The sequence below is a fragment of the Pedobacter sp. KACC 23697 genome, from assembly GCF_045348445.1.
Taxonomy (GTDB): domain Bacteria; phylum Bacteroidota; class Bacteroidia; order Sphingobacteriales; family Sphingobacteriaceae; genus Pedobacter.
The window spans coordinates 1558320-1576750 of sequence record NZ_CP157485.1 but is presented as its reverse complement, the minus strand read 5'-3'; the positions used below and the strand labels follow the sequence as shown (position 1 = coordinate 1576750).

Sequence of the window (18431 nt, the reverse complement as noted above, 5' to 3'; positions counted from 1 at the left end):
AAACTACTGGTTTTAAGGATTTAATTCATGTATTCTAAGTATATACCAATATGATCTACCATCACCACCTAAAATTATAAAGTCAGGGACACCCAACTCAAAAAAATATCACCCTAAAAGATCATTTGTAGCACAAAACTAACATAACTGACTTTTTTTTTTTAGAATTACAGGCTAAGCGGGTTATTCAACTTGATCAGATAGCTAACGGAGGGGAATCAAAAATTGCTTATGAATGCCAGTGAAAAGAGAAAACTTATGAATAATATTTTAGTAATGCTTAAAGATTGCCGCATGGGAGAATGACTACCCAGTTAGTGGATGCGGTAAATGGCAGCTTTGCCAAATAATATCTGTTTGCGATTTAGTGATCTCAAGATGTCTGTGACTAAATTCAAGATGCTACTATAGATTGCACAATACAAAATACTTTCTCACCCGGTTTACTTGGAGAATCCACTATACCTTATTTGACTTACCCACTGGCAGGTATTGCAATTTCTGCCAGCTAAAGAATGATCTCGGTTTCTAACTACAAAAACTAGCGATTAAAAAGCCCATAAAGTGCTCCGCCTTCCTGAGCCATTTCCTCTAGTTTAGCCTCTATAGCTCCATCCTTAATCAATTCGGGCGCATGGTGGGGCTTTTTTCTTGCATCGATAATCATCGGGCCTTTACAGCCCCAGTGTTTATTAATGCTAAAATCGTTGATGCCGTAAATATCTGCAGCCGGATTGCTTCTTGTAAAAGTTACCCACACCAGGTTATCAATTGTTGCAGCAGTGAATATAGAGTCATCTGCCAGTATAATTAAGGGTAAACCGGATAAATCCTGATCCATTAATACCATATTTAGCAGCGCAATTTCTGCGGCCGTTTTATCGGGGTTTAAATACTTATTGCTTTCCAGAACCAAAACCCCTGGCATGGCCATTTTAGGTTGGTAAAAGTCATCGCTCAGTTTCAACCCTTCAGGAATCTTATCCCATAATTCCCTTCGCTTATCCCCTGCCGCTGCAATGACCACTTTTGATCCGCTGTTTAAGCCATCTCCACTGTAATCCAACGTATCAATGGTGGTATTGGTATAAAAATGAACATCTCTGGTTAAATCTACGCGTTCTAATATATGCCTGATAAAATCTTCAATATGATGGGTGCTCAATTGCTGATCATCTTCTTTAGCCGCTATAAAAAGATATTTAGCCAAGCTCAATTGGTTTTTACCTAAAATGTGATTGGCAATCGTTAAAATCTCCTGTGGTCTTCTTTCTTTTAAATAAGGTGTATAACGTTCGCTGCCTATCGCAAAAAGCAGGGGATGAACACCAGCTGCGTCTACTGCATGCACCTCTTTTAATCCATGTATCTCCTGCGGAATGGCAGAACCTGTAATTTCATGAATCAATGCACCAAAACTGGTATCCTCTTGTGGAGGGCGACCGACTACCGTAAATGACCATATGGCATCCTTTTTATGATACACATTGTGCACTTTCATTAAAGGAAATGGATGTGTTAAACTGTAATAGCCTAAATGATCACCAAAAGGACCTTCAGGCTTATTTTCATTTGGATAAACGGTTCCTGTAATGATAAAATCAGCATCTGCTGAAATGCAAAATCCTTCATCATCATAAAAATAGCGGAAGCGTCTGTCACCCAGCGCACCTGCAAAAGTCATTTCCGACAAGCCCTCTGGTAAAGGCATTACGGCAGCCAATGGATGTGAAGGTGGCCCACCAACAAAAACACTCACCTTTAAAGGCTGCCCCAAGGCATTGGCTTTCGATTGATGTACGCCTATTCCCCTGTGAATCTGATAATGCAAGCCAATTTCTTTATCTTGGATATAATCGTTTCCGCTTAATTGAATGCGATACATTCCAAGGTTTGCATGCATAACACCAGGCTTTTCTATATCTTCCGTATACACCTGTGGCATGGTAACAAAAGGTCCGCCATCCATAGGCCAGTTCACAATCTGCGGTAACTGGCTAATGCTCGTTTTCAAAAACTTACTTTTAGCAGAAGGTGTTTTTAGCGGCAGCGCAGATAAAGCCGACATGGCCGAGCCAACGTATTTGAAAGGATTTTTTAATGCTTTCATGGGATCGTTCCTCAACGAAACCAACTGCTGCACTTTAGGTAAGGTATCCCTGAAAATGAACTTTGACCTTTCTAAAGTCCCAAATAAATTAGAAACTGCAGGAAACGGACTTCCTTTAACCTTCTCAAACAGAATAGCTGGTCCTTTACTTTCATAAACCCGTAAATGGATGGCTGCCATTTCTAAATAAGGATCTACTTCTTCTTTTATCCTGATCAGATGACCGTGCTGTTCTAGGTCGGAAACACATGCTGCTAAACTTTTATATGCCATGTCCAAAGATAAATAATTAGACTTTCTATGAAACAAAAAAGCCTCGTATAAGCAGATTTTACAATAAATCTACTTATACAAGGCCAACAACCTACCAATAATGATATTATTTCTTACCAGCAAAAGAACGCAACATCCAGGTATTTTTCTCTTTAAACTGCATAAACTTGTTCACCATATCATTAGTTCCGTCATCACCGGCCTGCTCGGATGCTTCCATTACTTCACGCTCCAGCTCGATCAGCGTAGCCATATCTTCCAAAATGGCTTCAACCATATCTAAATCTCTCATCCCAATGGTATCCACCTCCTTAATTTTCGATTCTTTAATGTAATCGGCAAAACGGCTGTGTGGCGGTTTACCTAAAGTTAACACACGCTCTGCAATCTCATCAATGGTCAGCTGCGCATTAGTATATAATTCTTCAAACTTTACATGAAGCGTAAAAAAATTCTGTCCTTTAATGTTCCAGTGGCAACCTCTTAATTTTTGATAATGAATATGATAATTAGCTAAGTAATCGTTTAACAGATCTACAACCGGCTTAACTTCTTTTTCATTCAAACTTATTTCTTTCGCGTCCATTTTATTATGATTTATAATGTTTTTGATGAGAACGTAACAAACAACATCTATAAAAGTTTGCTCAATTTTGTCTTTTGAACAATAGGTTATTTATTAAATCGTTTAATAGCTGAAAATAAACAAAGGGAGGTTAACATAAATATTTGTGAATGAATAGCATATCAATACAATAAGATTAAAACCATCTTGTTTTTACTTAAAAGCCGACAGTTCAGCTTAAGATGGTTAACAATATTATTCGTATAATTGCGCTCCTTGATTTAGAAATTTATATAAAAATAAATGCATAAAATATATTTATCTGCTGTTGTGTTATTTGCCTTAAATATGGCCGGTGCAAAAGCCAACACAGCAAGAGACTCTATCGGTGTAGAAAATAATAATGGCAAAAAACTCATCGTTCACCAAACTGTAGCAAAAGACACTTATTATTCGATCGGGAGAAGATACAATGTTTCTCCAAAGGATATTATGGCTTTTAACAACAATAAATATCTACAGGTTGGGGTAATCATCAAAGTCCCTACAAATGTTCCTTTTACGGCTATCGGATCATCGAATACGGAAACAATTCCTGCTACTGCCAATGTGATTGAGCATACCGTTAAGGCAAAAGAAAACTTAAATATGCTGGCTGAAAAATATGGCACCACCATAAATGAAATTAAGGCATTAAATCAGTTAAAAAACAATAGTCTAAGCATCGGTCAGGTTTTAAAAATACCGGCAAAAAACGGAACACAGGCTACAGCAGCTGAACTGCCAGTTACTGCTCCTGCAAAAATCAATACAGTATCAACTGTAAGCAATACGTCTCCGTCAGATCAAACCATGATCGAACATACCGTAGCGGCAAAAGAATTTTTAGGAAAAATTGCAGAAAAATACGGTACTACAGTTGAAGAAGTAAAAAAAGCCAACAATCTTTCAGGCAATAATCTTCGGATTGGGCAGAAGCTTAAAATCCCGGCAACTAAAAATATTGATGAAAATAAAGTAGTAGCTGCTGTTGAAGAAAAACCGGCACAGGAAAGCAAATCTACAGATGCGGCAGGCACACATACCGTTTTAAGGAACGAAACGATCTTTACCATTGCCAAACAATATGGCGTTACGGCTTACCAGATCAGGACCTTGAATAATCTTCCTGATAATGCCATCACCATCGGGCAGGTTTTGAAGGTACCTGGAGGTATTGTTACTGAAGTTCAGGTTCCAAAAGAAAAGCAGGCAGAAACAAAGGTAAAAGAAACACCTGCTGCAAAAGAAGAGAGTTTTATCCATACCGTTGCTACAGGAGAAAACATTTTTTCGATTGCTAAAAAATACAATTTAACAGCATATCAGATCAGAACAGCAAATAAACTTGAGGATAATAATATTAAAGTTGATCAGAAACTGGTTATTCCTAAACCGCCTCAGCCCAGATCGGTAAATGATCTATCGAAAGAAGAACAGGAAAATGAGCCAGACAGTACCATGGTTAAAGATCCTAAACTTCGCCGGGATCCGAGCGTATACGGCTTAAGCCAGATCGAAGAAAAGGGCACAGCCGTTTGGATTGCTGATCAGGACCTTGATGGCACAAAAATGTTGGTTTTACACCGTACAGCACCTGTTGGCAGGGTAATCAAAATTACCAACCCGATGACCAACCGTACTACCTTTGCCAAAGTTGTTGGTAAATTTACAGAGAACGAATCTACAAAAGATGTTATCCTTGTCATGACTAAAGCTGTAGCCGATTCATTGGGTGCTTTAGACAAACGTTTTTTCTGCAATTTAACCTATAGTGCTCAATGAGTGTAAACAAAAAACCATTTATAATTGGGATTGCCGGCGGTAGTGGATCGGGTAAAACATTTTTCTTAAACTGCTTTCTTCATCATTTTAAACAGGATGAAGTAACACTCGTATCACAAGATGATTATTATATTCCGGCCGGAGATATGACGCAGGAGGAAAACAAACTATATAATTTTGACCTCCCCTCAACCATTGATAGCGAACAGTTTTTACGAGATATTAAACAGCTTATCAATGGTGAAGTGGTTTATAAAAAGGAATACAACTTTAACAATCCACTGGCAGTTGTAAAAATTCTGGAGATTAAATCAGCCCCTATCATTATTGTTGAAGGGCTTTTCATTCTTCATTTTAAAGAAATTGCAGCCCTATTAGATCATAGTATTTTCGTAGATGCTGATGAACAGGTGGCTTTAGACCGACGCATTAAACGCGATGGTTTAGAACGGGGCTATCCTGAAGACGATGTATTGTACAAATGGCACAACCACGTTGTTCCTGCCTATAAAGAATATTTATTACCATATCGCGAACAATGCAACAAGGTAGTGATGAATAATACCAATGAACCTGACGAAATTATTGCCATCACAGAAGATATTTCGAATGACTTGAGGAATAGTATTTTGGTAGATATACAATAAAAGAAGAAGTCAGGTTTTTTAAAAACCTGACTTCTTCTTTTATTACAAAGTGCCAAGCTGAGCGGAGTTGAAACCCTAATCGCCGAGATTTATAAGGCCGTAATTTCTGTCCTCACAAACCATCAATTCCCCCCAGTCTTATTTAAGAAATTTCACCTGGTCGCCATGGTTTATTATCCACGAAACCCCTTTAATCCAGTCTCATTTCAGGAATTTCGCCCTCTATAATTAATCTTCCGGCGGTAGATTGCTGTATAAATTCGATACTTACACCTGGTGCCCGCTCTAAAAGTTTAAAACCGCCTTCAGGTAAAATATCCAGTACAGCCAGTTCAGTTACAATTTTTTTTATGCATTTTACTCCCGTCAAAGGAAGGGTACATTTTGGTAACAATTTACTTTCTCCAGCTTTATTAATGTGCTGCATAGCCACAATAATATTTTTAGCTGATGCCACTAAATCCATGGCTCCGCCCATTCCTTTTACCATTTTACCCGGAATTTTCCAATTGGCTATATCCCCGTTTTCTGATACCTCCATGGCACCCAGAATGGTTAAATCTACTTTTTGTGCACGGATCATCCCAAAACTCATCGCCGAATCAAAGATAGAGGATCCGGGCAAAGTAGTAATGGTTTGTTTTCCTGCATTAATTAAATCGGCATCTTCCTCTCCATCGAAAGGAAATGGCCCCATGCCCAATAATCCGTTTTCAGATTGCAATACTACGTGAATTCCCTTAGGAATATAATTAGCTACCAGCGTTGGTATACCGATACCAAGGTTAACATAGTATCCATCTTTTATTTCTTTAGCGATGCGCTGTGCGATCTCTTCTTTTGAAAATGCCATTTATTTATTTTTTCCAATTAAGCCTAAATGTGTGTGATTAAATGCATCGCCATATTTCAAACCATAACCTAATGCCCTATCCATACAGGAATGCGCAAATAGGATGATACCAGATAGCTGCAATAAGGGTAACTGCTGATAAAAACCGATCAGGAAAATTAATATTGCTATCGATTTATGGTGAACTATATTGTAAAACCATGCACCAACTTTCGGGCCTGCAAGATATGCTAACATGCTTAAATCTGGAACAAGCAACAGTACCGCAAATACCCACCAATGAAATGACAATTTAGAAAAGGCAAATATTGCCAATATAAACATGGCCATTTCTTCGATTGCAATTATTTTCTTCATTACGATTTTTTTCTTACCGTCAGTTGTTCAATTCTTTTCTCATAGTTTCTACCCTGAAAAATACGGTGCACATAAATGCCGGGTGTATGAATATAATCCGGATCTAACTCGCCAGCCTCTACCAATTCTTCTACCTCCGCAATAGTAATTTTACCGGCCATAGCCATTACCGGATTAAAATTCCGGCTTGTAGACCTGAAAATTAAATTTCCTGCAGTATCACCTTTCCAGGCCTTAACAATGGCAAAATCCGCATCAAATGCATATTCCATTAAATAATCCTTGCCGTTAAAATTACGTACTTCTTTGCCTTCTGCTACTTCAGTCCCCACTCCTGCCGGTGTAAAAATTGCAGGCATACCGTATCCTGCAGCCAGGCAGCGGGTGGCTAAAGTACCCTGTGGGATAAGATCTACCTCAAGTTCACCACTCAGCAACTGCCGCTCAAATTCAGCATTTTCACCCACATATGAGGAAATCATTTTTTTAACCTGACGCTGCTTTAGCATTAAGCCAATACCAAAATCATCAACACCTGCATTGTTAGAAATACAGGTCAGCTCTTTAACCTGCTTGGTTACCAGGGCATTTATGCAATTCTCCGGAATACCACAAAGCCCGAAACCACCAAGCATAAGTGTTGCACCATCTGATATATCTTTGATGGCCTCTTCGGCCCCAGATACCACTTTATTTATCATTTTATGAATTTTTTGGTTAGTTCGCTAAATTACAAATTGCCCACAAAAATGCAGCATTTAAATTTTTAAATCTATTGGGAATATTATTTGATTGGAATTAATCTAAATAACCACTACCTTTGTATTGCAATGATTTACGAGAGAGAAGAAAACATATTCATATTGCCCACCGACCCTGAATTTCAGAAGGGTATGGGTTTTATTTTCAGCTGTACGGCAGAACACAAAAAATGTTGCGAGAAATTTAAAAAAGGCAAACGCTGTAAAAAGTGTCCGGGGCAGAAAAAATAACCGCCTATTTCGCTATTTCTACAATCTTATCATCACTCCCGTTACTGGTACAGATGTAAATTTTTCCTTCGGGCGACTGGCAAACAGCCCTGATCCGGCCATAAGTATTCACGTAAAAATCTTTTGTCGCCGTGATTTTGGTTTGCGTATCGTCTAATTTCAACTGCATCAGTTTAGTTCCTTTCAGCACCGCCAACAACAAAGAGTTTTTAAACTGAGGGATATAGTTGTTATTATAGTAAGTTAAGCCACTTGGTGCAATAGTCGGTGTCCAGTTGATTAGCGGTTCGGCTACATTGTTCAAATTGCAAAAAGATTGCTCTCCAGTTTCATTGCAAAAACCTTTAATATTTGGCCAGCCATAGTTTCTTCCTTTTTCTATGATATTAATCTCATCATCAGAATCTGGTCCATGTTCTGAGGAGAAAATTTTATTACCAACCTGAGTCAATCCTTGTGGATTCCGATGCCCTAAAGACCAAACCGGATTATTCTGATAAGGATTATCAGCAGGGATAGTACCGTCTAAATTGATTCTTAAAATTTTACCAGCCAAAGAATTAATATTTTGAGGAAAGTTAGTATCAGATGCATCGCCTGTACTGATGAATAATTTACCTCCGCTGATTAACAAGCGTGAACCATTATGTATGGATGCGGCCGGAATCTGATCCAATAAAACCAGCGGACTGGTTAAATTTCCTCCAGCGTAAGTATAGCGGACCACTTTAGCTTTATAATTACTTCCGTAATCATACACCACATAAACATAGGGATTGCTGGCAAAATCGGGATGTAGCGTCATCCCGAGCAAGCCACCCTCTCCGTTTGTACGTACTTCAGTTATGGTTAGCAAGGCTGTAATCTGACCTGTAGCAGGATTTAACCGACTGATTTTACCAGCCTTTTCCGTAAACCAGATAAAATTATCCGAACCATACACCATTTCCCATGGCAAGCTCAGTCCTGATACAATTACTTTAGATTTTAATTCAACATCTGGCAAGTTACCCGGATCTTCATTACCATTGTCAGTCTTTTTGCAATTTGTGATGAATAATACCACAAAAAGGCAGAGTAATATTTTTTTCATTACCGTAACGTTTTAAAAATAACACAGTTACGGCTATAAAAGTTTTAGTTTTTCTGCAAGTGCTGTCAAATGTTACCATCTGACAGATTTAAAAAAAATACTTGGTGCCGGATGGTAACATCCAACACCACTAAAATGGAAATTCAAAATCTCCATCATCCATTTTGCATCTTACATTACCCATCCGAATCAATTCAAATACACATACGTAATCCCATCTCCACCCCTATCAGCATGTTCATCCTCCATCCTGTTTACCTGGCTATACTTGCGTAAATATTCCCTGATCATCTTTCTCAAAATCCCATCACCTTTGCCATGAATTAATTTAATAGATGGGAAACCGAGCATAATGGCTTTATCTAAATATTTCTCCACTTCGAAAAGCGCATCTTCTGTGCGTTTGCCCCTTAGATCAAGTTCTGCCCTAAAGCCAGAAACAGCATCATTCATTCGCCCCGCAAAAGAATTGGCGCTGCTTTGAATTACTTTTTTAGCTTCACGATTACTCACTTTTTGCACACGGTTCTTTTTAACGGTCGATCGTAAATCGCCAATAGCCAAAACCAGTTCATTGCGGTTAATTTCTAAAACCTGACCAATGGTTTCACTGTCTGTAAACTTCACTAAATCACCTATTTCAATTTCACCGCCAACTAATATCGGTGCCGGTTTCGGACGCTCTTTTGGTAACGTATTTTTAACCAGTTCGCGCTGCAAATTCTGGCGGAGCTCTTTAGTAAATTCCTTATCGGCCTGTTTTTCCTTAATCTCGGCAATGGTATTTTCTACCAGTTTATTGGCATTTTTAATGATGTTCTGCGCTTCCTGCTTCGCTTCCCTAATCAGGATTTTTTTATTCTCTTCTAAAAATGTTTTTAACTTTTCATTTTCGGCAACCAGGTTTTTGGCCTTATTCTGCTGATTGGCCAAACTTACTTTCGCATCATAAACATTTTTCTTTTCACGTTCCAGATCAACCAGCATCGTATCTACCCGATTTTGGTTTGAACCCGTTTTTTCTCTCGCAAGCTGAATAACCTCCTTAGGCAAACCAATATTTTGTGCAATCTCAAATGCATAAGAACTTCCGGGTTTGCCCATTTCTAAAATATAAAGCGGTTTCATTTTGGCATTATCAAAAAGCATTGATGCATTTTCCAAACCAGGCGTATTCCCTGCAAACAGCTTTAAGTTAGAATAATGCGTGGTAATTACACCTCTCACTTTTTTATTGTTCAACACCTCTAAAACAGCCTCCGCCATTGGTCCGCCAAACTGCGGATCGGTACCTGTACCAAACTCATCAATCAGCACCATCGTTTTCGGCGAAGCATGTTCTACAAAATAACGCATCTTCTTCAGGTGTGCACTGTAAGTACTTAAATCACTTTCTATCGATTGATCGTCGCCGATATCGGCAAAAATATTCTCAAAAATACCCACTTCACTATTGGCATCAACCGGAATTAACAGGCCGGTTTGCAGCATAATCTGCAGTAAACCAACTGTTTTCATACAAACCGATTTACCTCCTGCATTCGGTCCTGAAACCAGCACCACACGTGTTTCGGCATCGATATGAATATTTAAGGGTGTAACGCTTTTCTTTTCTGCGGCAAAAGAGATTGATAATAAGGGATGCCTGGCATTGATCAGTCTGGTTTTCGGTTCCTTTAACAAACCGGGCATTTCAGCTTCAATATCCATGGCAAACAATGCTTTAGCCCGTACAAAATCCAGTTTGGTTAAGAAGCCATGGTAGGAAAGCAATAATGGCGAATAAGGTCGCAGATCATCCGTTAGAGTAATTAAAATTTTAATAATCTCACGGCGTTTGTCAAATTCTAAATCGCGTAACTTATTGTTTAACGTAAAAACTTCTTCCGGCTCAATATAAACGGTTTGCCCGGTTGCCGATTCATCATGCACAAAGCCTTTTAATTTGCGCTTATTTTCAGCCAGAACCGGAATACACATCCTCCCATCCCGAATGGTTAAGCTCCCATCGGCCACCCAATTATGAGCTATAGCTTGCTTGTATATGGCATCCATACGCTTACGCACATCTTGCTCTGCTTTCGAAATTGCAGCCGTAATTTCCTGCAATTCTTTCGATGCATTGGGTTTAATCTTTCCTTTGGCATCAATTACGGTTTCTATCTTACGCAGGATATTTTTTTCGATTGGCAAATGCTCAAACAAAGCTTCGAGCGTTGGATAAACCTCCGCCCTTTCTTCAAAAAAGCGAAGCACCGAAAAAACGGTCTGTAAGGAAGTGTATACCTGAAACCATTCCTCTTCTAAAAGATAAGTTCCTTCTACCCTGATTTTTTCAACGAGTGATTTAATATCAAAAAAAGTATTGATTTGTAAGGGTTCCTGATTTTGCAGGATGCTCTTAAACTCGTTGGTTTGACGTAAAAATTTATCAATTTGATCAAAACGGTTCATCACCTGCATCTTTTCCACCATGGCCTGGCCCATAGGGCTCAAACAATGTTTGCTGATCAGCTGCCTGATTTCTACAAAACCTAAACGTTCTAAACAATTATCGGGATATAACATATTATTGTACTACAGCCGGGGTGGGCATTGCGCTTACTACTCCGGCTTTTTTTATATTGATGAGTGAATCGGCCTGTTTTTTCTTTTTGGCAATTGTTGCCATAGCTTTAACCTTTGATACAGAATCGGGTTTCATTTTTTTTCTAATGGCTAGAGAATCGGCCTTAAATTTCTTTGCTATTACCAACGAATCCTTTTTAAACTGTTTCTTCTTAATCATTAAATCGGCTAACTCCGTTCCTTTTTTTTGTTTAGCCAGCATTTTCTGTATGTTTTTGTACATGGCTTCCAGCGCTACAGGATTGGTATTATACCAAAGCAAACTTTTATTGTATTGGGCAGAATCTGTCCCAAACTTTTTGTAAATGCCCTTGTAGTATGCTGCAGCCACCTTCTTTGCCGAGTCTACCACATAAATGCTGGAAAGATAGCCGTCTACAATATGCATATCGTATAAAATCTTTTCCATCTTATCAGGTTTAATAACGTCATCAGGTACGCCCGGCTTGCAGCCGAACCATAATATAGCTGTCATTAAAACCCATATTAATCTCTTCATGTTTAATTTAAATATTATTTTTTGCCCAAATTGCGGCAAGGTTATTAATTTTACCAAAAATAGTTATAAATGAGCATAGCTGATAATCTTAAACAATATAAAAGCGAAGTTGAATCAGATGGGGTAAAACTGATTGCAGTTTCAAAAACACAGCCAATTGAATCAATTTTAGAAGCATACAACGCCGGACAGCGCATTTTTGGAGAAAACCATGTGCAGGAAATGGTTGATAAAGAGGCGCAACTTCCAAAAGATATCGAATGGCATTTAATTGGCCATTTGCAGAGCAACAAGGTAAAATATATTGCCTCTTTTGTTAAACTTATCCATGGTGTAGACAGCCTGAAATTGCTGCTGGAAATCAACAAACAGGCTGCTAAAAATAAACGCGTAATTGATTGTTTATTACAGGTTTATATTGCTGATGAAGACACAAAATTCGGACTTGGTTTTGATGAAGTAATCGAACTGTTACGGGCTGAAGAGTTAGCCGAATTGAAAAACATCCGTATTGTAGGTTTAATGGGAATTGCAACCAATACCAAAAACGAAAAACAGATTACAACGGAGTTTAATGAATTAAAAGTGTTTTTTGATGGAATTAAAGCGAGCTTTTTCGGTAAAGATGATGCTTTTAAAGAAATATCAACCGGAATGAGTGCCGATTATAAAATTGCAATTGAAGAGGGAAGTACCATGGTACGAATAGGTAGTAGTATTTTCGGAAAAAGGATAATCAAACATTTCAAAAACGATATTTCTGCTAACTAATATGGATTTCAACATCAGATTTGCAACTGCAGAAGATTGTCCAAGATTATTGGAATTAATTAATGAACTGGCCGTTTATGAACGCGCTCCTGAGGAAGTTACCGTTACTTTAGATCACTTCGTTGATGCAGGCTTTGGCAAAAACCCCGTATGGAAAGCTTACGTAGCAGAAGTAGACAATAAAATTGTAGGTTTTGCCCTATATTATACCCGCTACTCCACCTGGAAAGGCTGCAGGTTATACCTCGAAGATTTTATTGTAACAGCAGAATTCAGGGGAAAAGGCCTGGGCAAAATATTATTCGAAAGCGTAATACAGGAAGCTAAAAATGGTAATTATGCTGGCATGGTTTGGCAAGTGTTAGATTGGAACGAACCGGCAATCAACTTCTACAATAAATATAAAGCACATTTAGAAAGTGGCTGGTTAAATGCAGCGCTATCTACAGAACAGATCAAGGCATTTTAATATGGATATTTTTAAATTTGGTGGTGCCTCGGTAAAAGATGCAGATGGAGTAAAAAATCTGGCCAATATAGTACACGATTATAAAAAAGGGAAACTACTGATCGTCATTTCTGCCATGGGTAAAATTACCAATAGACTGGAAGACCTAACTCACGCTTTCCTTTCGCAAAATGATGAGGCACATGCCATTTTTGAAGAAATTAAACATTTCCATTTCGGCATTATAGATGAACTCTTTCAGGGCAAACAACATCCCGTTTATGATGATGTAGCCAATACCTTTGTAGAAATCGATTGGTTAATTGAGGATGAACCAGATCACAATCATGACTATATTTATGATCAGATTGTATCCATTGGTGAGATCGTTTCTACAAAAATTGTGGCTGCCTGGTTAAATGAAACGGGTAATAAAACCCTTTGGGCAGATGCACGTAATTACATTCAAACTGATAATACTTACAAGGAAGGGAAAGTAGACTGGGTAAAAACCAATCAGATCATACAGAAAGACTTAGCACCACTTTTAAACGAAAATATCATTGTAACCCAAGGCTTTATTGGCGGAACAAGTGAAAATTATACCACAACATTGGGGCGTGAAGGTTCTGATTATTCGGCGGCCATATTTGCTTCCTGTTTAGATGCCGCTGCTTTAACCATCTGGAAGGATGTTCCGGGGGTACTAAATGCAGATCCGAAATGGTTTGATGAGACAGAGTTGATTGCTCAGCTTTCTTATCATGATGCTATTGAACTCACTTATTATGGTGCAACGGTAATACATCCAAAAACCATAAAACCACTTCAAAACAAGAGCATTCCACTTTTTGTAAGGTCATTTATCCAACCAGGCAGCTCAGGCACAGCAATAACAAAAGATAATAATCCTTTGCCTGTCCCATCTTTTATTTTTAAGATTAACCAGGCCCTGATTTCTATTTTTCCAAAAGACTATTCTTTTATTATTGAAGAAAACCTGAGCAATATTTTCGAGCTATTCCATAGGCACAAAATCAAAATCAATACCATGCTTAACTCTGCAATCAGCTTTTCGGTAAGTGTTGATGATCATCCTGTTCAGATTGAAAAACTGATCAAAGACCTATCAGATGAATTTACGGTAAAATATAACAAAGGACTTGAATTGGTAACCATCCGCTATTACAACCAGCAAACGATTGATCGGGTAACAATAGAAAAAGATATTTTACTGGAAGTGAAAAGCCGCCATACCTGCCAGATGGTGATGAAAAATAAAAGTAGTAGCAAGTAATTAGTGTCAAGAATCTAGATTGGATACTGCCCTTGCTACTCGCTACCTGATACTTAATACTTGATGCTTGATACCTGATACTTAATATCTGCTACCTAATACCTCCTACTCAAAACCCAAAAATGAACAATAAACTTTTAGCTAAAGCCGTACAAGATTATATCAATGCAAACTTAAATGCGGATGTGAATCAGATTGCTTTAGCCAAAAGTCCTTTCGAAAGTATTACTTCAGCAGAATTAGCCACGCAGATTACCGCAAAAAAGAAATCGGAAAAGAAATTACCCATCTGGTTCCATACCGAAAATATTTATTATCCCCCTGTTTTATCCATCGAACAAACTTCTTCCGAGGTCACGGCAAAATATAAATCAAAATTGGCCACAGGAGATACTTTAATCGACATTACAGGAGGTTTTGGCATAGACAGTTATTATTTTGCTAAAAAAGTAAAAGAAGTTACCCATTGTGAAATCAATCCCGAATTATCGGAAATAGCACAACATAACGCGCTGCTATTAAATGCAAAAAATATCGAATTCAAGGCAGAGGATGGCATTGCCTATCTTCAAAATACCAATGATATTTTCGATACCATTTATGTAGATCCGGCCCGCAGAGCTGAGAAGGGCAAGGTTTTTATGCTGAAAGACTGTACACCCGATATCGTAACACACTTAGATGCATTACTAAAGAAATCGTCAAGGATTATCATTAAAACTGCTCCATTGCTTGATATATCAGCTGGATTAGCCGAATTAAACCAGGTGAGTGAAATACATATCATAAGCGTTAAAAACGAATGCAAAGAACTTTTATGGGTAATTGACAAGGGGTTTGATAAAGACACTAAAGTAACCGCGGTAACGCTCAACAATGAAGTTGAAAAAGACTTTTCTTTTTATAGGTCAGCAACCAATGGAGCCATACAATTTGCCGAAAGTTTAAGTATCCATAATTATCTGTACGAGCCGGATGCTGCACTATTAAAATCCGGAGCTTTTAATTTAATCGGTTCCACATATCAACTGATCAAATTGCATCCTCAAACGCAGCTCTATACTGCTGATTTTGTTAAAACAGATTTTCCCGGCCGTATATTTAAAATTGAGGACATACTAAATACGGGAGAACTGAAAAAGGAGACAAATTTAGAGGGCAATGTAATTGTACGCAATTACCCTTCAAAGCCTGAAGATTTAGTAAAGAAGTATAAAATCAAGTCGGCCCAGGAGCAGTTTTTAATTTTTACAAAGACAGCAAATGGAGAGAATGTGATTTTGAAAGCATCGATTATACAATATTATTAATCGTCATTCTGAATTAATCACTGTCATTCTGAACGCAGTGAAGAATCTTTAGCCAATCAATATTTCTTTTGGAAAGCAGGTCCAGAAGCTTTAGGATCACACAGCCCAGCTTTTGATGACATATCAGTATCTAAGATCGGGGTTAGCTGGCTTGGATAGTACAGCTATTGTTTGTAAAATAAACCCGACAGACAGCGTTATCCCGATTTGAGTATTATTTTATCTTTAGCGGATTTCAATCGGGATTAAGCAAATGGCGGGACTATCGAAACCCAAGTATTACTGCTACTGCTTTTCAAAAAAATATGTGAGGATCCTCACATCATAATAGTAGCCTTTCATCTTAATCCGTAGTGAAGAACCTTACGTAACAGACCCTAAAACGAGTTCAGGGTGACGATATAACTAATGCAAAAAGCCCTCCTAATGAAAGGCTTTTTGTAGTTTGGAGAAATATGATAATTATGGCTTAAACTTTTTTAACGTTTACTGCCTGTAAACCTTTTCTGCCTTCAGCTACCTCAAATTCTACCGTGTCATTTTCTTTCAAACTTTCAATTCCACCTAAAACATCTTTAAAATGCACAAAAATGTCTTTATTGTTTTCTTGCACAATAAATCCAAAGCCTTTTTGTGTATTAAACCATTTAACTTTTCCGGTTGCCATAAAAAAAATAAAAATTGTATAAATAAATAAACCCTTTACGCCTTGCTCAGCATTTGATTTAAACAATTGCGTATTAATTTGAATAAAACAACCAGTTTAAGCGTTAATATTGAAACAAAACTACCAAATATAATAATTTAGGCATTTAACGCAAGTCATTTTGACCTATTCAACAAGAATGTTGCGTTACTGAAAATCGGATTATTTATTTGGCTGAGGTGTTGTACGCAAATAAGGTTTTATTACCTGGTGTCCTTTCGGAAATTTAGCAGGAATATCTTCAGTTTTAATACTGTTTACAACAATTACGTCCTCTCCATCTTTCCAATCGGCAGGAGTGGCTACGCTATAATTTGCAGTAAGCTGCAAAGAATCAATCACCCGCAACACTTCATTAAAGTTCCGTCCTGTAGATGCTGGGTAAGTAATAATCAATTTTACTTTTTTATCTGGACTGATCACGAACAATGACCTAACCGTTAAGGTTTCTGAAGCATTCGGATGGATCATGTCATACAGATTAGCTACTGTTTTATCCGGATCGGCAATGATCGGAAATTCGACACTGGTATTTTGAGTTTCATTAATGTCATTTATCCATCCTTTATGCGAATCAGCAGAATCAACACTCAGGGCTAAAACTTTAACGTTTCTTTTTTCAAACTCGTCTTTCAATGCAGCAGTTCTGCCCAGTTCTGTTGTACAAACGGGTGTATAATCAGCTGGGTGGGAAAACAGCACGCCCCAGCTATCGCCTAAATAATCGTAAAAATCTATTTCGCCAATGGAGGTATCGGCTTTGAAATTCGGTGCGGTATCGCCTAATCTTATACTCATGATATTATTAATTTAATTTTGACTATAACAAATCTAAACAATACTATAGTAAATACATAGATTTTATATTAATTTAAGACCTCCAAATTACAATTCCAATAAAAAACCCTGAAGAATCAATCTACAGGGCTTAAACTATTAATTTGTTTGGGGTATTATTATTAATATGCTTTGATCATAAATACATAATCCTGTATTTTTTCAATCTGTTTGGTTCGTTTTAAGCCAGACAGCAAGCTTTTTTTGTTGGCAGAAAGTTTATTTGCACCCAGCGAATCCTGAGGGATGGCTCTCATGGCCTCTAAAATATATTTTGATTTGATAGCAAAGGCTGCACCTTCAGTCTGATCTGGCTTACCGCTAATAATACCGACTAAATTCCCGTTATTATCTAAAACCGGACCGCCGCTATTACCTGGATTAACCGAAATGGCAACCTGATATTGGGTGGTATCCCCAACAAAACCATTTTTAGAACTTACGTAACCTTCTCCAAGTACTGCATCATCTTTCGGATAACCTAAAGTATATACAATTTCACCAATGTTACTGGTATTTCTTTTAATAGTATAAGGAATAGAAGATAGATTACTGAAATGTTTATCGCTTATTTTAAGAATGGCAATATCATTTTGAGGATCTGTATAAACCGATTTTACTTTGAACGATTCTCCTTTACTATTTTGCACATATAAAGAATCTGCTCCATTAATAATATGCAGATTGGTTAAGATGTAACCATTTGTAGAAATAGCAAAACCGGTGCCCCCAAAACTATTCTGATTATTTGGTTTATCAGAAGTAGCATTATTATGCTTTATATTTCTGATTAGGCTATTTTGCGTTTTAATGGCATTATTTACCTTGTTACTCAACTGTCTGTAACGTTCTGCCTGTTGGGTGCTGTGCTGAATAGAATAGATAGAAACCAAAGAAAGTACAACAAAAGATGCGGCAACTGCAATGGCAGATTTATGTTTACGCCACAATTGCACCACACGTGAAGGATGCGGCCTAAGTGTAGAAGCCAGACCTTCCACATCAATTTCTGAATGAATATGATTTAACTGCTCTTTTAAGCGCAACTGCTCTGCAAATGTATCTATAGATGCTAAAAAGAACTTATGCGAAACTACTTTGTGATCTACAGTGGCATCATTAAGACGTAACTGTTCAAAAGCTTCCATTTCCTGTGCAATAAGTTTACCTAAAAGATAATCTTCAATAATTGCATCTAACTCCAAATCGTTTCTCATTTCA

At 37.7% G+C, this 18431-nt stretch carries 17 protein-coding genes; 6 read left to right on the top strand and 11 right to left on the bottom strand.

Annotated features, from left to right (window positions below):
• Window positions 1-541: 541 nt before the first annotated feature.
• Together ABEG20_RS06035 and ABEG20_RS06030 are read right to left on the bottom strand one after the other, a co-directional pair.
• Window positions 542-2383 carry a UbiD family decarboxylase gene (locus ABEG20_RS06035; protein ID WP_406826486.1) on the bottom strand — a complete coding sequence of 614 codons (1842 nt, stop codon included), beginning with the start codon at window positions 2381-2383 and terminating at the stop codon, window positions 542-544.
• Window positions 2384-2489: 106 nt separating this feature from the next.
• Window positions 2490-2969, bottom strand: coding sequence for a Dps family protein (locus tag ABEG20_RS06030; RefSeq protein ID WP_406826485.1), 480 nt, complete (start codon window positions 2967-2969; stop codon window positions 2490-2492).
• Between the two features lie 282 nt (window positions 2970-3251).
• On the opposite strand from ABEG20_RS06030, the gene ABEG20_RS06025 reads away from it, so the two are divergent.
• Window positions 3252-4772: a LysM peptidoglycan-binding domain-containing protein gene (locus ABEG20_RS06025; RefSeq protein WP_406826484.1), complete on the top strand. Its 1521-nt coding sequence runs from the start codon at window positions 3252-3254 to the stop codon at window positions 4770-4772.
• On the top strand, window positions 4769-5419 hold the full coding sequence (locus ABEG20_RS06020; protein WP_406826483.1) for a uridine kinase: 651 nt from the start codon (window positions 4769-4771) through the stop codon (window positions 5417-5419). The genes ABEG20_RS06025 and ABEG20_RS06020 overlap by 4 nt, the downstream gene beginning before the upstream one ends.
• 190 nt (window positions 5420-5609) lie before the next feature.
• On the opposite strand, the gene ABEG20_RS06015 is transcribed toward ABEG20_RS06020, so the two are convergent.
• The 6 genes from ABEG20_RS06015 to ABEG20_RS05990 all read right to left on the bottom strand — a co-directional run bounded on the left by ABEG20_RS06015 (window position 5610) and on the right by ABEG20_RS05990 (window position 11841).
• A complete protein-coding gene (locus ABEG20_RS06015; RefSeq protein WP_406826482.1) occupies window positions 5610-6272 on the bottom strand; it encodes a CoA transferase subunit B in 663 nt (220 codons plus the stop codon).
• On the bottom strand, window positions 6273-6629 hold the full coding sequence (locus ABEG20_RS06010; RefSeq protein ID WP_406826481.1) for a DUF4260 domain-containing protein: 357 nt from the start codon (window positions 6627-6629) through the stop codon (window positions 6273-6275).
• The gene (locus ABEG20_RS06005) at window positions 6629-7330 is read right to left on the bottom strand and encodes a CoA transferase subunit A (RefSeq protein WP_406826480.1); all 702 of its coding nucleotides are present in this window, start codon (window positions 7328-7330) and stop codon (window positions 6629-6631) included. The genes ABEG20_RS06010 and ABEG20_RS06005 overlap by 1 nt, the downstream gene beginning before the upstream one ends.
• 295 nt (window positions 7331-7625) lie before the next feature.
• Window positions 7626-8714: a PQQ-dependent sugar dehydrogenase gene (locus ABEG20_RS06000; RefSeq protein ID WP_406826479.1), complete on the bottom strand. Its 1089-nt coding sequence runs from the start codon at window positions 8712-8714 to the stop codon at window positions 7626-7628.
• Window positions 8715-8903: 189 nt separating this feature from the next.
• Window positions 8904-11282: an endonuclease MutS2 gene (locus ABEG20_RS05995; protein WP_406826478.1), complete on the bottom strand. Its 2379-nt coding sequence runs from the start codon at window positions 11280-11282 to the stop codon at window positions 8904-8906.
• A 1-nt stretch (window position 11283) separates the two neighbouring features.
• Window positions 11284-11841: a DUF4296 domain-containing protein gene (locus tag ABEG20_RS05990; RefSeq protein WP_406826477.1), complete on the bottom strand. Its 558-nt coding sequence runs from the start codon at window positions 11839-11841 to the stop codon at window positions 11284-11286.
• 69 nt (window positions 11842-11910) lie between these two features.
• On the opposite strand from ABEG20_RS05990, the gene ABEG20_RS05985 reads away from it, so the two are divergent.
• From ABEG20_RS05985 to ABEG20_RS05970, 4 genes are all read left to right on the top strand, one after another.
• Window positions 11911-12612 (top strand): YggS family pyridoxal phosphate-dependent enzyme, encoded by a 702-nt coding sequence (locus ABEG20_RS05985; RefSeq protein ID WP_406826476.1) that lies wholly within the window; start codon window positions 11911-11913, stop codon window positions 12610-12612.
• A 1-nt stretch (window position 12613) separates the two neighbouring features.
• Entirely contained in the window at window positions 12614-13081 is a 468-nt protein-coding gene (locus ABEG20_RS05980) for an N-acetyltransferase family protein (RefSeq protein ID WP_406826475.1), read from the top strand.
• Window position 13082: 1 nt separating this feature from the next.
• On the top strand, window positions 13083-14357 hold the full coding sequence (locus ABEG20_RS05975; protein ID WP_406826474.1) for an aspartate kinase: 1275 nt from the start codon (window positions 13083-13085) through the stop codon (window positions 14355-14357).
• Window positions 14358-14479: 122 nt separating this feature from the next.
• Window positions 14480-15667, top strand: coding sequence for a class I SAM-dependent methyltransferase (locus ABEG20_RS05970; protein ID WP_406826473.1), 1188 nt, complete (start codon window positions 14480-14482; stop codon window positions 15665-15667).
• Window positions 15668-16136: 469 nt separating this feature from the next.
• Here the strand turns inward: ABEG20_RS05970 and ABEG20_RS05965 are convergent, their stop codons facing one another.
• The 3 genes from ABEG20_RS05965 to ABEG20_RS05955 form a co-directional block, all read right to left on the bottom strand.
• Window positions 16137-16334: a cold-shock protein gene (locus ABEG20_RS05965; protein WP_406826472.1), complete on the bottom strand. Its 198-nt coding sequence runs from the start codon at window positions 16332-16334 to the stop codon at window positions 16137-16139.
• A gap of 201 nt (window positions 16335-16535) precedes the next feature.
• On the bottom strand, window positions 16536-17171 hold the full coding sequence (locus ABEG20_RS05960; protein WP_205058861.1) for a peroxiredoxin: 636 nt from the start codon (window positions 17169-17171) through the stop codon (window positions 16536-16538).
• A 161-nt stretch (window positions 17172-17332) separates the two neighbouring features.
• On the bottom strand, window positions 17333-18427 hold the full coding sequence (locus ABEG20_RS05955) for a S1C family serine protease (protein ID WP_406826471.1): 1095 nt from the start codon (window positions 18425-18427) through the stop codon (window positions 17333-17335).
• Window positions 18428-18431 lie beyond the last annotated feature (4 nt).

Bases quoted from the DNA above. Each gene is read 5' to 3' on its own strand.
- ABEG20_RS06005 (WP_406826480.1), bottom strand. From the start codon at position 7,330: ATGATAAATAAAGTGGTATCTGGGGCCGAAGAGGCCATCAAAGATATA.
- ABEG20_RS05965 (WP_406826472.1), bottom strand. From the start codon at position 16,334: ATGGCAACCGGAAAAGTTAAATGGTTTAATACACAAAAAGGCTTTGGA.
- ABEG20_RS05980 (WP_406826475.1), top strand. From the start codon at position 12,614: ATGGATTTCAACATCAGATTTGCAACTGCAGAAGATTGTCCAAGATTA.
- ABEG20_RS05970 (WP_406826473.1), top strand. From the start codon at position 14,480: ATGAACAATAAACTTTTAGCTAAAGCCGTACAAGATTATATCAATGCA.
- ABEG20_RS06035 (WP_406826486.1), bottom strand. From the start codon at position 2,383: ATGGCATATAAAAGTTTAGCAGCATGTGTTTCCGACCTAGAACAGCAC.
- ABEG20_RS05990 (WP_406826477.1), bottom strand. From the start codon at position 11,841: ATGAAGAGATTAATATGGGTTTTAATGACAGCTATATTATGGTTCGGC.
- ABEG20_RS06000 (WP_406826479.1), bottom strand. From the start codon at position 8,714: ATGAAAAAAATATTACTCTGCCTTTTTGTGGTATTATTCATCACAAAT.
- ABEG20_RS06025 (WP_406826484.1), top strand. From the start codon at position 3,252: ATGCATAAAATATATTTATCTGCTGTTGTGTTATTTGCCTTAAATATG.
- ABEG20_RS06015 (WP_406826482.1), bottom strand. From the start codon at position 6,272: ATGGCATTTTCAAAAGAAGAGATCGCACAGCGCATCGCTAAAGAAATA.
- ABEG20_RS06010 (WP_406826481.1), bottom strand. From the start codon at position 6,629: ATGAAGAAAATAATTGCAATCGAAGAAATGGCCATGTTTATATTGGCA.
- ABEG20_RS05985 (WP_406826476.1), top strand. From the start codon at position 11,911: ATGAGCATAGCTGATAATCTTAAACAATATAAAAGCGAAGTTGAATCA.
- ABEG20_RS05975 (WP_406826474.1), top strand. From the start codon at position 13,083: ATGGATATTTTTAAATTTGGTGGTGCCTCGGTAAAAGATGCAGATGGA.
- ABEG20_RS06020 (WP_406826483.1), top strand. From the start codon at position 4,769: ATGAGTGTAAACAAAAAACCATTTATAATTGGGATTGCCGGCGGTAGT.
- ABEG20_RS06030 (WP_406826485.1), bottom strand. From the start codon at position 2,969: ATGGACGCGAAAGAAATAAGTTTGAATGAAAAAGAAGTTAAGCCGGTT.
- ABEG20_RS05960 (WP_205058861.1), bottom strand. From the start codon at position 17,171: ATGAGTATAAGATTAGGCGATACCGCACCGAATTTCAAAGCCGATACC.
- ABEG20_RS05995 (WP_406826478.1), bottom strand. From the start codon at position 11,282: ATGTTATATCCCGATAATTGTTTAGAACGTTTAGGTTTTGTAGAAATC.
- ABEG20_RS05955 (WP_406826471.1), bottom strand. From the start codon at position 18,427: ATGAGAAACGATTTGGAGTTAGATGCAATTATTGAAGATTATCTTTTA.